Here is a 13,170-nt window from a genome sequence, read left to right on the forward strand (position 1 = left end):
CCGTTATGGGCTGGCTTTCTCAAACTCTGGGCAATTATCCTTTAACGCCCTGCATCAATCCTTTGCGCTGATCTTCAAGTACGGTAACGCGGTTACACACTTCGTGGCCGAAGTTCTGGAAATCCTGCTCCTGCTTATTCCATTCCGCCTGCACCGACTGCTGTAGGCCGCCAAGGTTGCCCATGATCGCCTGCAATGGATTGCTGCCGTTTGCCGCCTGGCTGCTGCCCATTTCGTTGAGGCTATCCTGCATGATGCCGCCGAGCGTGCTCTGTACCAGCTTCTCGCCTTCCGCGCGCACCTGATCGATAGCCTGATGATGGAAGGTCAAACCGTCTGGACGATGCTCAATAATGCGGTTCATTTGCTGCTTGAGCTGACCATCCAGCTTGGTGAGACGATTACGCACGTTACTGTTCTCGCCAAGCTTTTCGACAATCACTTTATCCAGCGCCACGCGGCTGCGTTCCAGACGCGAGGTCGCGCCGTTATCGATCCACGGCAAATCGCGACGAAGCGCGGTTTGATAATCGATGGCTTTCTGGCGCGCGGCGTTATCCACGTTGACCTTCTGGCCATTAAACTGCACATCGCCCTGCGGAGTGATTTCGAGGTTGCCGTTGGTTCCCACCACCTGCACGCTCTGCGGTTTAATGATCACATCATCCTGTGGCTTGACGCTGCACTCGTATGCAGCCTGAGCCTGAGTTGCCGCCAGCAGCAGCGCGGCGATAAGTGCCTTACGAACCATGAAATCTCCTGAGCAATAAAAAGGTCGCCATAAATGGCGACCCTACGAATTCCGTTGTAGGGTGGCCATTTATGGCCACCTTCCCGCATCAACCACTAAAACTTAGTCCCACCAAACGTCGAAGAGTTCAGTCACCTGCACATCGGTCAGGTTATGGGCTTCCAGCCACTTGCGCACTAGTTCGCGATGTTCATCGGTGCATTTGCCGGTTTCCTGCAAGCACACCAGACCTTCCCACACCAAATAACCGCTGCCGTCATACGCCAGGCCATTCGGCGCGATCACTTCATTAATGAACTGATCAACAGTGGCGTCGATTTGCTCTTCGGTGGTGCCTTCGGCAAAACGCCATGCGACGGAGAAGCCTAATTCCTGAAACTCATCAATATGCAGTTTTTTACGCAAACGACGGCTACGCTGTACGGCCATTATTTCACCCTCTCAAACATCAGATCCCATACGCCATGGCCCAGTCGCTGCCCGCGCTGCTCAAACTTGGTTAACGGACGCGTTTCTGGACGCGGCACGTAATTGTTACTTTCCGACTGATTTTTATATCCGTCGATGCTGCTCATCACTTCTAACATATGTTCGGCGTAGGCTTCCCAATCGGTTGCCATATGGAACACGCCGCCCAGCTTCAATTTGCGCATCACCAGCTCAGCAAACGGCACCTGTACGATGCGGCGTTTGTTATGGCGCGCTTTGTGCCACGGATCCGGGAAGAACAGCTGCACCATGCGCAGCGAGTTATCCGGAATCATCTTCTGCAGCACTTCCACCGCGTCGTGACACATCACGCGCAGGTTTTCCACGCCCGCTTCCTTCGCCGATGCAAGGCAAGCACCCACGCCCGGCGCATGCACTTCCAGGCCGAGGAAGTTCTGATGCGGATTGTTCTGCGCCATGGTCACCAGCGAGGCGCCCATGCCGAAACCGATCTCCAGCACCACCGGCGCGTCGCGGCCAAACAGCGTCACCAGATCCAGCGGCTCCTGCTGAAACTCCACGCCCATCTCCGGCCATAAATTATCGAGCGCGAGCTGCTGTCCTTTCGTTAAGCGCCCCTGACGGCGCACAAAACTGCGGATACGGCGTAATGGCCGCCCGTTCTCATCAAATTCTGGGGTGATGACGTCATTAATCATGTTGAAGCCTGCTGGTTAGCCTGTTCTGGGAAACGGGCATTATGCAAAGTTAGGAAGCAGAAGCAAGCCTTTGCAATGTTCCGGTTTACACCCTGAGGTCTCTGTGCTGGAATTCCTGCCTGATTGTAGAGTAAACACGGAAAATTTCCTTCTTATGATGCAAGCGCCGACGTTCGCGCAACAAGTGCTGGATTGGTATCAGCGCTTCGGTCGCAAAACCCTGCCGTGGCAGCAGGAGAAAACGCCGTACAAGGTATGGCTCTCTGAAGTGATGCTGCAGCAAACCCAGGTTGCTACCGTCATTCCCTATTTTGAACGCTTTATGGCGCGTTTCCCAACTGTGGCCGATCTGGCGGCTGCGCCGCTGGATGAAGTGCTGCATCTGTGGACCGGTCTCGGCTATTACGCGCGTGCGCGTAATCTGCACAAAGCCGCGAAACAGGTGGTGGAGATGCATGGCGGCGAGTTCCCGCGTAACTTTGACGATGTTGCAGCGCTGCCGGGCATTGGTCGTTCTACTGCGGGCGCGGTGTTATCGCTGTCGCTCGGTCTGCACTTCCCGATTCTGGATGGCAACGTAAAACGCGTGCTGGCGCGCTGCTACGCGGTGGGCGGCTGGCCGGGTAAAAAGGACGTTGAAAAACGGCTGTGGCAGATCAGCGAAGAAGTCACGCCAGCGGCAGGCGTCAGCCAGTTCAATCAGGCGATGATGGACCTTGGCGCGTTAGTATGTACTCGCTCACGCCCTAAATGCGAAATCTGCCCGCTCAACGGCGGATGCGTCGCTTATGCCAACAGCAGTTGGGCTGAATATCCGGGCAAAAAACCCAAGCAGACCTTGCCAGAACGCAGCGGCTGGATGTTGATGATGCAGGATGGCGATGACGTGTGGTTAGAGCAGCGTCCGCCGGTTGGCCTTTGGGGCGGATTGTTCTGCTTCCCACAATTTACAAGTGAGCAAGCGCTAACTGACTGGCTAACCGAGCGCGGCATTCATGCCAAACCGCAGCAGCTCACCGCGTTCCGCCATACCTTTAGCCATTTCCACTTAGACATTGTGCCTATGTGGCTAGCATGGCCTTCGGCTGGGTCGCTGATGGATGAAGCGGGCGGTCTCTGGTATAACTTAGCGCAACCACCGTCAGTGGGTTTGGCGGCGCCGGTTGAGCGCTTGCTGCATGAATTGCGCCATCCCCAGCAGCTTACGCGTCGAGCAGACGTGACCGAAGAGGAAGAGTAATGAGCCGCACCATTTTTTGTACTTATCTGCAACGCGACGCTGAAGGTCAGGACTTTCAGCTCTATCCTGGCGAGCTGGGTAAGCGCATCTTTAATGAGATCTCCAAAGAAGCCTGGCAGCAGTGGATGTCCAAGCAAACCATGCTGATCAATGAGAAGAAATTGAGCATGATGAACCCGGAAGATCGCAAAGTGCTGGAAAAGGAGATGATCAATTTCCTGTTCGAAGGCAAAGATGTGCACATTGAAGGTTACACCCCGCCAGAAAAATAACCGTTCAGGGCTTCCCTTTGAGGCCCTCTTTTTCGATTCAGGCACGCATTAACAATGAATAAAAAACTGATAGCGCTCTTGGTGATTGCACCACTTTTGGTCTCCTGCTCCGGACAAAAAAAATCGCAGTACCATGAAGAGTGGGTCAAGGACACCAACGGTTTTGATATTTTGATGGGCCAGTTTGCCCACAATATTGAAAACATTTGGGGAATCAATGAAGTTCTGATCGCCGGACCGAAAGATTACGTCAAATATAGCGACGGCTATTACACCCGCAGTCACATCAACTTTGACAGCGGTAGCATCACCATTGAGACCATTTCCGGCACCGATCCGATGGCCAGCCTGCGTCAGGCGATCATCACCACACTGTTGATTGGCGAAGATCCGGGCAATGTCGATCTCTACTCCGATGCCAACGATATTCAAATCAGTAAAGAGCCGCTGCTGTACGGCCAGGTGCTGGATAATACCGGCCAGCCGATTCGCTGGCAGGGCCGCGCCGGTAGCTTTGCTGATTATCTGATTCAAAACAAACTGCAGAAACGCACCTCCGGATTGCACGTCATCTGGTCGGTTACCATTCCGATGGTGCCAAACCACCTCGACAAACGTGCGCACAAATATCTGCCGATGGTGCGCAAAGCCGCTGAGCAATATGGCGTCGATGCGTCATTGATTCTGGCGATTATGCAGATTGAATCGAGCTTCAACCCGTATGCGGTGAGCCATGCTGATGCATTGGGACTGATGCAGGTGGTGCAGCACACTGCCGGTGTCGATGTGTTCCGCATGAAGGGCAAAGGCGGCAAACCGAGCCGCAGCTATCTGCTTGATCCTGAGAATAATATTGATGCGGGCACCGCGTATTTGTCGCTGCTGCAGAGAAGTTATTTAGGTGGGATTCAGGATCCGACATCACGGCGTTATGCGGTGATTACGGCGTACAACGGCGGTGCGGGCAGCGTGCTGCGCGTGTTCTCCAGCGATAAGGATCGCGCGTTCTCGTCAATAAATAGTATGTCGCCGACGGAAGTTTACCAGACGCTGACCACCAACCATCCATCGGCGGAATCGCGTCGTTATCTGTATAAAGTGAGCCAGGCGCAGCGCAGTTATCGCCGGTTTTAAGATAAGGTATTGATTTAAAAAGGTGGGCATAAATGCCCACCTTACGTGTAGGGTCGCCATTCATGGCGACCTTTTTAATGACGAATCAAATCTCACACCATCATATTCGCCACTAAACACAAACGCCCGCTCTCATCTTCTTCGGTGTAAACCCCTTGCAGCTCCGGCGAGAAGCCCGGCAGCAGGTTGATGCCCTCTTCCAGCGCGAGGAAATAACGCTGCACCGCGCCGCCCCACACTTCGCCTGGCACCACGCACAGCACGCCTGGTGGATACGGCAAGGCGCCTTCGGCCGCAATGCGCCCTTCGGCTTTGGCAATCGGCACCAGCTCCACTTCGCCACGAATATAGGCCTGATGCGCATCCTGCGGATTCACTTTCACCGGCGGGAAGCAGGCTGAACGGAACATCGCTTTCTGCAGATCCTTCACATCGAAACTGACGTAGAGATCGTGCATCTCCTGACACAAGCGGCGCAGCGTGTAACCTTTGTAGCGATCGATATTCTTGCGATACACGCTCGGCAGCACTTCCGCCAGCAGCGCATCCTCGCGCACGTGCTGCTCAAACTGCACCAGCATCGCCACCAGATGCGCCATCTTCTCCGGCGTTTCCGCTGGTGTCAGCAGGAACAGAATCGAGTTGAGGTCGCACTTCTCCGGCACGATGCCGTTCTCGCGCAGATAGTTGGCCAGAATAGTCGCTGGAATCCCGAAGCTGGTGTACTCACCGCTGGCGGCGTCAATGCCCGGCGTGGTAAGCAGCAGCTTGCACGGATCAACCAGATACTGTTGTTGCGCGTAACCTTCAAAGCCGTGCCACTTCGCGCCCGGTTCCAGACTGAAGTAAGCGGGATCGGCGGCGATAGCTTCCGTTTCCGCCGCTTGCCACAGTTTGCCGTGCACTTTCTCCGGCAGGAACGGCTGGATCATCTCGCAACGTTCCAGAATCGCTTTGCGCGCATCAATGCCGATGGTGACGCACTCGTGCCACATGCTGCGTCCCGCCTCACCTTTATGCATGCGGGCGTTGATATCCAGCGCAGCAAACAGCGGATAGAACGGGCTGGTTGAGGCGTGCAGCATAAACGCATTGTTGAGGCGCTTGTGCGGACAGAAACGTTTCTGCCCACGGATGTGATTGTCTTTCTTGTGAATTTGCGACGTCTGTGAGAAACCGGCCAGCTGCTTGTGCACCGACTGCGTGACAAAGATGCCCGGATCGTTCTCGTTCAACTCCAGCGTCAGCGGCGAGCAGCCGGCCATCAGCGGGATAAATTGCTCGTAGCCAACCCACGCCGAATCGAACAGGATGTAATCGCACAGATGACCGATGCGATCGACCACCTGACGTGCGTTGTACACCGTGCCGTCGTAGGTGCCGAGCTGAATAATCGCCAGGCGGAAAGGTCGCTGATCGTTGGCGCGCTCGGGTGCCACTTTGGCGATTTCTTCACGCAGATAAGCATCGTCAAAACAGTGCGCATCAATGCCACCGATAAAGCCAAACGGATTACGCGCCGCTTCCAGATACACCGGCGTTGCGCCCGCCTGAATCAGCGCGCCATGATGGTTGGATTTGTGGTTGTTGCGGTCAAACAGCACCAGATCGCCGCGCGTCAGCAGCGCGTTGGTCACCACTTTGTTGGCGCTGGACGTGCCGTTGAGCACGAAGTAGGTTTTGTCGGCGTTAAACACTTTCGCCGCGAACTTCTGAGCATCTTTGGCTGAGCCTTCGTGGATCAGCAGATCGCCGAGCTTAACGTCGGCGTTGCACATATCCGAACGGAAGACGTTCTCGCCGTAGAACTCATAGAACTGACGTCCCGCTGGATGTTTGAGGAAGAAAGCGCCGCCCTGATGTCCCGGACAGGCAAACGTGCTGTTCTGCATATCGACGTAGCGCGTTAGCGTGTCGAAGAACGGTGGCAGCAACTCGGCTTCATAGGCCTGCGCAGCGTCCTCTAGCGCGTCCCACTCTTCGGGCGCGCCGTTAATTTCACCGGTGACGCCAGGCAGCTTCAGCACTTCTTCATCGAACGCATTGGCGACAAACACCGGCAGATTAAAGCCGATTTTGCGTAACAGCGTCAGCACGCCACTGCGCGTGTCCGACAAGGTGATCACGACCGCAGCGACATCGGTAAAGTCGGTATTGTCCAGCGTCACCACGTCGCGCGCAGTGTTCAGACTAAGGGTTGGCGCTACAGCAACGCTGGCAGCAATTTTCAATGGGTTCATAACACAAATCCCTGAGAGAGGATGAGTGGGTGCCGATGGCACAGCAATGAGGAGGTTTCCTCGGCGAAGTAAATCTGGGAGTTGATCACTAACTGGGGCGCAATAATGTCATCTTTTTTTTGCGGGAACAACCCGCGGCGGGTAAGGGTTGGGTAAGGCAAAAAAAGGAGTACTATTACCCCACTTTCCTCAACCAGCCGGAGGCTGCATGTTCAAGGCATTGGTCATTGAAAATGATGAACAGGGATACCGCACATCCCTGAAAGATCTGTCAGAAAAACAACTGCCCGATCAGGATGTCACCCTCGAAGTAAGCTACTCCACGCTCAACTACAAAGACGCGCTCGCCATCTGCAACAAAGGCCCGATTGTGCGGCAATTCCCGATGGTACCGGGCATCGATTTTGTTGGCCGGGTGATCAGCAGCCGCCATGCCGAATGGCAGCAGGACGATGTGGCGCTGCTCACCGGCTGGGGCGTAGGCGAAAAACATTGGGGCGGGCTGGCGCAGAAAGCCAGCGTCTCGGGCGACTGGCTGGTGAAAGTGCCTGCCGCACTGAGCCCGCTACAAACCATGGCGATTGGCACAGCTGGCTTCACCGCCATGCTGTGCGTGCTGGCGCTGGAAAAACAGGGCATCACGCCGCAGCACGGCCCGGTTTTGGTGACGGGCGCGAGCGGCGGCGTTGGCAGTTTCAGCGTCAGCTTACTGGCGCGTCTCGGCTATGAGGTTATTGCTTCCAGCGGTCGCGCCAGCGATAGCGATTACCTGATCAACACGCTTGGCGCTACATCGATTATCGATCGTGCAGAGCTGAGCGAGCCGGGCAAACCGCTGGCAAAAGAGCGCTGGGCGGCGGCGATTGATAGCGTTGGCAGCCACACGCTGGCCAATGTGTTAGCGGGCATCAAGCGCGATGGCGTAGTAGCGGCGTGCGGTATGGCGCAGGGTTTGGATCTGCCGACCAGCGTCGCGCCGTTCATTCTGCGTGGCGTAGTGCTGGCGGGCGTAGATAGCGTGATGTGCGCCAAACCGCTGCGTCAGCAGGCGTGGCAGCGACTGGCGGAACTGGTGGATGGCGACCTATTGCAGCAGTTAACCAAGGTGATTCCGCTGAGCGAAGCGCGTGAAGGTGCTGAGCAGCTGCTGGCGGGTAAAGTACGCGGACGTTTGATCGTCGATTGCCGCTGAGTAGCGGTCGCCATTCATGGCGACCTTGTACACATGAATCGCGGCCTGGTGGGCATAAATGCCCACCCTACAAAACCCTGCACGTAGGGCTGAGGGATCCCCAGGAATATCGTTAATACACATAGACGATATTCCTGTAACTCGCTGATAGTTCGGCTCGCACCGTTTCTATATCCAGCAGACTAATCCCTGCCGCGTTGTGCCTTATCGCATTTCTTGCCAGCGTAAGGTATGACAGTACTCGCCGGTGTTGCACCGTGTTCGCCTGATAAAACCGGTGCTCGCCTTTTCTTTCAAGCGCGTAGCCCATCAGCCACAGTAAGATGCTGCACAGCGTCGACAGCAGGTTCAGCACTGACATCCTTTCCACACTCCGGCTGAAGCTGCTTCTCAGCCCCATACCGTAACGTTCACTCTTTTCATCCCGGAAGTTCTGCTCTATCTGCATTCTCCGGCTGTAAAGCTTCATTACCGTCCGTGACTTCAGCTCCGCATCGCTGGTAAACAGCACCCACGGCTCACGGGCCAGGCGACTCTGGTTTGCCTCTTCGCGCGTGTAAAAAAAACGATCCCGGCTTTTCTTTCCGTGACGATTTTTGGGTGCTCTCTTATGAACGTGCACGAAGCCGTAAGCCGGTGATTTTTTATATCGCGTCAGCCGGGCCGCACCAGCACAGCGCGGCGTTGTGCCGGCTTTTAGCTGACCCGGCGTTACCCACTCTTCCGTTCCGGCCAGCTTCAGAACGCCGTTGCCCCTGAGCCGGCCGATGAAGTGCCATCCGTGCGACTGAACGCGGTTAAACCACTCGCGGCGGAACCCGGCATCGGTGACGATGGTCACTTTCCTGTCTCCCAGGCACCCGGCCAGGTCGTCCAGAAAACGGTTCTGAAGGTCGGGATTTCCCAGCTTATCGCCTTCTGCGATGAGGCTCAGCAGCGGGATGGCGCGTCCATCCGCCAGCAGGCTGGCACGCAAAAGGCTGAAGGACTGAGTCGGCCAGGCGCTCCAGTCCACGGCAATGACGCACTCCTTCATGTCCCGGATAAGCCAGCAGATAATGTCGCGTGACAGCGCGGGCACCTCCCGGTGGAGGGCGGCATTCCCCATAAGGCGGTCAACGCGTTTGATTTTGTGCTTAACGCGGGCATCACCCGCAAGAGAGCGACCAATGCTGGTCAGATTGAGGGAAGCACCGCGGGTCAGGGAAATCGTCATATCAGTGAGGGCGTTACGACGATACTGATGGGTGCTGGCTAAAGATTCCCGTAAAAATTTATGGCAAAATGCGGAAGCAGGCATAGTGGCGATCTTATTTTTTGTTGGCGCAATAATTAGATCATTTTTCCACTGTGCCTGCGTCGTTTTTGTGGGGATTCATCAGCACGTAGGGTCGCCATTCATGGCGACCTTATACACATTAATCACGGCCTGGTGGGCATAAATGCCCACCCTACAAAACCCTGCACGTAGGGTCGCCATTCATGGCGACCTTGTACACATCAATCGCGGCCTGGTGGGCATAAATGCCCACCCTACGAAACATCATGCACGTAACTGAATCTGCGGCCTGCCCTTCTCATCCTGCATCACCACATCCAGCTCCGCCTGATACCAACGCGTCAGTGTGTGTTCAGTCATTACTTCATGCGGCGCGCCTTCCGCCACCAGCTTGCCCTGATGCAGCAACAGCACGCGATCCGACCACAGCGACGCGAGATTAAGATCGTGCAGCACGGTACAGACGCTGAAGCGCCCGTTGCGCGTCAGGCGATGCAGCAAGCGCAAACTGTGCTGCTGCCAGAACAGATCCAGTGCGGAAGTGGGTTCGTCAAGAAACAGCCAGCCGCGCGGGCCATCATCGTGCCACAGCTGAGCCAGAACGCGCGCCAGCTGCACGCGTTGCTGTTCACCACCGGAAAGCGATCGATAATCACGCTTTGCCAGCTCAAAGCTGCCGGTAATCTGCATCACCTCTTCGATTACCGCTTTAGATTTAATGCCCGGCCAGGGCGCACGGCCCATCGCCACCACATCGGCGGCAGGCAGTGGAAAACTCACGCTATTTTGCTGACGCATCACCGCGCGGCGCTGCGCCAGCGGTTCGCGCGGCCAGCTGTTTAGCGGTCGATCGCCGAGCCAGCATTCACCCGCTTCAGGCGTGAGAAACCCGGTGAGCAAACGCAGCAGCGTGGATTTCCCCGCGCCGTTGGGGCCGATCAGCGCGATCATTTCGCCAGGCTGTAAAATCAGGGAAACGTCGTCGATCAAGGCGCGTGAGCCGTGGCTAAAACGCAGGCCGCGCGCCTGCATGCAGTCACTCATTCATCCCCCTTGGGCTCACGCAGAATCAGCCAGAGAAACCACGGACCGCCCAGCAGGCTGGTTAATAAGCCAACCGGCATTTCCGCCGGCACCACCACCGTGCGCGCCAGCGTATCGGCCAGCAGCAGTAAAATCGCGCCAGCCAGCGCCGAACCCGGCAGCATCCAGCGATGATCGCTGCCGAGACAAAAGCGCATCAGGTGCGGCACCACTAGACCGACAAAGCCGATAATGCCGCTCACCGCGACGGCGGTGCCCACCAGCAACGCGCTCAGCACCAGCAGTTGACGCTGCGTGCGCTTAACGTCGATGCCCATGTAATGCGCGTCTTCTTCGCCGAGTTGCAGCAAGTTGAGACGACGCGCGCGCAGCTGAATCGCCATCAATGCCGGCAGAATCAGCACTGCGCACACCAGCAAACTCGGCCACTGCGCCGCGCTCAAACTGCCCATGCCCCACAGCGCCAGCTGACGTAGCTGTTGATCGTTACTCAGCCACGACAGCACGCCAACCGCCGCACCGCACAAGGCATTGATGGCGATGCCGACCAACAGTAGGCGCGAGAGATTGCCCAGCGCCAGACGGCTAAAACTGAAGATCAGCAGCGTCACCACCAAACTGCCCATAAAGGCAGCGAGAGTTGGCAGCCACAGCGCCAGCAGCGGCGGCAAGCCGAGCGGGATGACAATCGATATCGCCACCGCCAACCCCGCTCCGCTGCTGATGCCGAGCAAACCGGGATCGGCCAGCGGATTGCGAAACAATCCCTGCATCACCGCGCCGGATACCGCCAGCGCCATGCCGAGCAACACCGCCAGCAGCACGCGCGGCAGACGGATGTTGATCCAGATTTGCCACGCCATATCGCTCAGCGGCGCACGCAGCAAGGTGCGCATTGAAAGCGGCATCGCGCCGAAGTTGGCGGCCAGCAGCATTAATATCAGCGTGCTGATGGCCATCAACAGCAGCCAGCGCATCACCGATGCATTAGTCATGTTTTACAGCTTCAGCGGCACGGCGCAACTTCACAATCGCGCCCGGTGTATCAAGGCCAAAGCTCAGCAGCGCCATCTCATCAACCACCAGCAAAGCGCGATGCTGACCGGCTGGCGTCAATGCCAAACCGGGCAGCGACCACACTTTCTCTTCGCCGCCCAGCGTACGCAGACCATCTTCACCCACCACGATCAAATCCGGTGCGGCTGCGACCACACCTTCCTGCGACAGCTGCTGATAGTGCGGCACCGCCGCCATCGCGTTGATCAGACCGGCGCTGCGAATCGCGCCGTCCGCGCCGGTTTGCGCGCCTGCCGCCTGGGTGCGCATGCCGCCGTGCGCCATGATAAACAGCACTTTAACTGGCAAAGATTGTTGCGGAATCTGCGCGCGCTGTTTATTGACCTTTTCAATCAACGCGTTGGCTTCATCTTCACGATGCAGCGCCTTGCCGATGGTGGCGATTTTTTCCGGGATGGCGTCGAGGCTGTTTTTGCCGGTGACATCCACCACCTTCACGCCCGCCTGCTCCACCTGCTGCAATACCAGCGACGGTTTTGCCAGCTCGCTGCTCAGCACCAGCGTCGGTTTCAGCGCCAGAATCCCTTCGGCATTTAGCTGACGCATATAACCGACATCCGGCAGCTTGTTGGCCTGCGCCGGATGCTGGCTGGTGCTGTCTCGCGCCACCAGATCCTGCTGCGCATCCAATGCGTAGATGATCTGCGTGACGTCGCCGCCAATCGAAATCACCCGCTCGGCCGCTACAGCGGGCAGTGCCAGCGCAGTCAGCAGCAACAGAAGTTTTTTCATGCTAACGCCTCCAGCGACATCACCTGCTCACGCCAGCGTGCCTGCTCCGGCGTGCCTTCGCTGCGCTGACCGTACAGCTGCGCGATCTGCGTGCCGTCGGCGGCAAACAGTTCCAGACTGGTGACGAAGCCGTCGCCGCTCGGTTTGCGCGTCACCCAACTTTCGCTGATGTGATCCGCCATCAAATGCAGCGTGAAGGTGGGATTGAAGATGTTGATCCAGTTATCCATCGGCATCAGCTTCTCTACCGCGCCGGTAAAGATCTGCGTGCAGCCACGGTTACCGATGAAAATCATGATTTCGTTGCCATCCTGCTGCGCCAGATCCAGCAACTGCGCCAGCGCGTCATTGCTCACCTGGCGTGCCAGATCGTCCGCCACCGCGCGGAACGCCTGCGGGCGCGAGATGTTGTGACGCTTTAGCAAACCAAAGAACTGATGCACATCGGTGATGGCGCGCCATTCGGCTTCCACTTTGCTGGCATCAATCGCACTGCTGTATTGTGGCGCGCTGGCGGGTTGCGGATCTAACGCCGCCGCGTTCTCTTGCACGAACTCCGCAATCAGCGCATCCCACGCGGCCATATCAGTGTTGTCGGTGGTGTAGATTTTCAGCACCGCATCAGCGTGGCGATCAAAAATCTGGATGCATTGACGTTCTCCATGAGCGCTCTGCTCCCGCAGGAAGAACGCGCTGTGCCACTGACTCGGGAACAGGCGCTGATCGAGCGCACGCGGGTTGAGAATCAGTCCGGCGTGTTCGCCGAGGTGCAGATTTTCATATTTGCCCACCTGCTCGTGGACTGCATATTCATTGCGGGTAATGCTTTTGGTTTCACCTACCGCCGCCAGTGCCGCCAGCAGCGCAGGGAAATCAGCTTTTAACACTTTTGCATCATGGCCGACACGCGCTTCACACAGCTGCGCTTCGCCAATGCCCATCAATGCCGCGAGATCGCGGGCGTACTTTTTCGGATGCTCGCCTTTCAGCGCCAGATAGTGATCGTAACGTGGGTTCATTGCCTTGCTCCATGAAAATGCCCTGCGCTGCCGCAGGGCGAA

At 56.9% G+C, this 13,170-nt stretch carries 13 protein-coding genes; 4 read left to right on the forward strand and 9 right to left on the reverse strand.

Annotated elements, in window-relative coordinates; genetic code table 11:
• Positions 1 to 34 precede the first annotated feature (34 nt).
• The 3 genes from VIJ98_RS16440 to trmB all read right to left on the reverse strand — a co-directional run bounded on the left by VIJ98_RS16440 (position 35) and on the right by trmB (position 1,899).
• Positions 35 to 751, reverse strand: a complete 717-nt coding sequence (locus VIJ98_RS16440; protein WP_323275041.1) for a DUF2884 domain-containing protein — start codon at positions 749 to 751, stop codon at positions 35 to 37.
• Between the two features lie 102 nt (positions 752 to 853).
• Positions 854 to 1,180, reverse strand: coding sequence for a YggL family protein (locus VIJ98_RS16445; protein ID WP_008107231.1), 327 nt, complete (start codon positions 1,178 to 1,180; stop codon positions 854 to 856).
• On the reverse strand, positions 1,180 to 1,899 hold the full coding sequence (gene trmB, locus VIJ98_RS16450; protein ID WP_008107230.1) for a tRNA (guanosine(46)-N7)-methyltransferase TrmB: 720 nt from the start codon (positions 1,897 to 1,899) through the stop codon (positions 1,180 to 1,182). The genes VIJ98_RS16445 and trmB overlap by 1 nt, the downstream gene beginning before the upstream one ends.
• Before the next feature lie 154 nt (positions 1,900 to 2,053).
• On the opposite strand from trmB, the gene mutY reads away from it, so the two are divergent.
• From mutY to mltC, 3 genes are read left to right on the forward strand one after another with little or no spacing between them, the layout of a single operon-like run.
• Positions 2,054 to 3,139, forward strand: coding sequence for an A/G-specific adenine glycosylase (mutY, locus tag VIJ98_RS16455; RefSeq protein WP_323275042.1), 1,086 nt, complete (start codon positions 2,054 to 2,056; stop codon positions 3,137 to 3,139).
• Positions 3,139 to 3,411, forward strand: coding sequence for an oxidative damage protection protein (locus VIJ98_RS16460; RefSeq protein ID WP_007890330.1), 273 nt, complete (start codon positions 3,139 to 3,141; stop codon positions 3,409 to 3,411). Before mutY ends, VIJ98_RS16460 begins: the two co-directional genes overlap by 1 nt.
• Before the next feature lie 54 nt (positions 3,412 to 3,465).
• Positions 3,466 to 4,545, forward strand: coding sequence for a membrane-bound lytic murein transglycosylase MltC (gene mltC / locus VIJ98_RS16465; protein WP_008107227.1), 1,080 nt, complete (start codon positions 3,466 to 3,468; stop codon positions 4,543 to 4,545).
• Between the two features lie 92 nt (positions 4,546 to 4,637).
• On the opposite strand, the gene VIJ98_RS16470 is transcribed toward mltC, so the two are convergent.
• Positions 4,638 to 6,785 carry an ornithine decarboxylase gene (locus VIJ98_RS16470; RefSeq protein WP_323275044.1) on the reverse strand — a complete coding sequence of 716 codons (2,148 nt, stop codon included), beginning with the start codon at positions 6,783 to 6,785 and terminating at the stop codon, positions 4,638 to 4,640.
• Positions 6,786 to 6,993: 208 nt separating this feature from the next.
• Here VIJ98_RS16470 and VIJ98_RS16475 point away from each other — a divergent pair, with 208 nt between their 5' ends.
• Positions 6,994 to 7,977: an MDR family oxidoreductase gene (locus VIJ98_RS16475; RefSeq protein WP_110868031.1), complete on the forward strand. Its 984-nt coding sequence runs from the start codon at positions 6,994 to 6,996 to the stop codon at positions 7,975 to 7,977.
• Between the two features lie 112 nt (positions 7,978 to 8,089).
• Here VIJ98_RS16475 and VIJ98_RS16480 read toward each other — a convergent pair whose 3' ends face one another.
• The 5 genes from VIJ98_RS16480 to VIJ98_RS16500 form a co-directional block, all read right to left on the reverse strand.
• Positions 8,090 to 9,277, reverse strand: coding sequence for an IS4 family transposase (locus tag VIJ98_RS16480; protein WP_323275046.1), 1,188 nt, complete (start codon positions 9,275 to 9,277; stop codon positions 8,090 to 8,092).
• 243 nt (positions 9,278 to 9,520) lie between these two features.
• Positions 9,521 to 10,300 carry a heme ABC transporter ATP-binding protein gene (locus tag VIJ98_RS16485; protein WP_323275048.1) on the reverse strand — a complete coding sequence of 260 codons (780 nt, stop codon included), beginning with the start codon at positions 10,298 to 10,300 and terminating at the stop codon, positions 9,521 to 9,523.
• On the reverse strand, positions 10,297 to 11,295 hold the full coding sequence (locus VIJ98_RS16490; protein WP_154155273.1) for an iron ABC transporter permease: 999 nt from the start codon (positions 11,293 to 11,295) through the stop codon (positions 10,297 to 10,299). Before VIJ98_RS16490 ends, VIJ98_RS16485 begins: the two co-directional genes overlap by 4 nt.
• Positions 11,288 to 12,109: a hemin ABC transporter substrate-binding protein gene (locus tag VIJ98_RS16495; RefSeq protein WP_323275050.1), complete on the reverse strand. Its 822-nt coding sequence runs from the start codon at positions 12,107 to 12,109 to the stop codon at positions 11,288 to 11,290. The genes VIJ98_RS16490 and VIJ98_RS16495 overlap by 8 nt, the downstream gene beginning before the upstream one ends.
• Entirely contained in the window at positions 12,106 to 13,128 is a 1,023-nt protein-coding gene (locus VIJ98_RS16500) for a ChuX/HutX family heme-like substrate-binding protein (protein WP_323275052.1), read from the reverse strand. The genes VIJ98_RS16495 and VIJ98_RS16500 overlap by 4 nt, the downstream gene beginning before the upstream one ends.
• Positions 13,129 to 13,170 lie beyond the last annotated feature (42 nt).

The organism is Pantoea sp. S18 (assembly GCF_045689705.1).
GTDB lineage: Bacteria > Pseudomonadota > Gammaproteobacteria > Enterobacterales > Enterobacteriaceae > Pantoea > Pantoea symbiotica.

Excerpts from the sequence above, each read along its gene's own strand:
- VIJ98_RS16440 (WP_323275041.1), bottom strand. The coding sequence starts at position 751 with ATGGTTCGTAAGGCACTTATCGCCGCGCTGCTGCTGGCGGCAACTCAG.
- VIJ98_RS16445 (WP_008107231.1), bottom strand. The coding sequence starts at position 1,180 with ATGGCCGTACAGCGTAGCCGTCGTTTGCGTAAAAAACTGCATATTGAT.
- trmB (WP_008107230.1), bottom strand. The coding sequence starts at position 1,899 with ATGATTAATGACGTCATCACCCCAGAATTTGATGAGAACGGGCGGCCA.
- mutY (WP_323275042.1), top strand. The coding sequence starts at position 2,054 with ATGATGCAAGCGCCGACGTTCGCGCAACAAGTGCTGGATTGGTATCAG.
- VIJ98_RS16460 (WP_007890330.1), top strand. The coding sequence starts at position 3,139 with ATGAGCCGCACCATTTTTTGTACTTATCTGCAACGCGACGCTGAAGGT.
- mltC (WP_008107227.1), top strand. The coding sequence starts at position 3,466 with ATGAATAAAAAACTGATAGCGCTCTTGGTGATTGCACCACTTTTGGTC.
- VIJ98_RS16470 (WP_323275044.1), bottom strand. The coding sequence starts at position 6,785 with ATGAACCCATTGAAAATTGCTGCCAGCGTTGCTGTAGCGCCAACCCTT.
- VIJ98_RS16475 (WP_110868031.1), top strand. The coding sequence starts at position 6,994 with ATGTTCAAGGCATTGGTCATTGAAAATGATGAACAGGGATACCGCACA.
- VIJ98_RS16480 (WP_323275046.1), bottom strand. The coding sequence starts at position 9,277 with ATGCCTGCTTCCGCATTTTGCCATAAATTTTTACGGGAATCTTTAGCC.
- VIJ98_RS16485 (WP_323275048.1), bottom strand. The coding sequence starts at position 10,300 with ATGAGTGACTGCATGCAGGCGCGCGGCCTGCGTTTTAGCCACGGCTCA.
- VIJ98_RS16490 (WP_154155273.1), bottom strand. The coding sequence starts at position 11,295 with ATGACTAATGCATCGGTGATGCGCTGGCTGCTGTTGATGGCCATCAGC.
- VIJ98_RS16495 (WP_323275050.1), bottom strand. The coding sequence starts at position 12,109 with ATGAAAAAACTTCTGTTGCTGCTGACTGCGCTGGCACTGCCCGCTGTA.
- VIJ98_RS16500 (WP_323275052.1), bottom strand. The coding sequence starts at position 13,128 with ATGAACCCACGTTACGATCACTATCTGGCGCTGAAAGGCGAGCATCCG.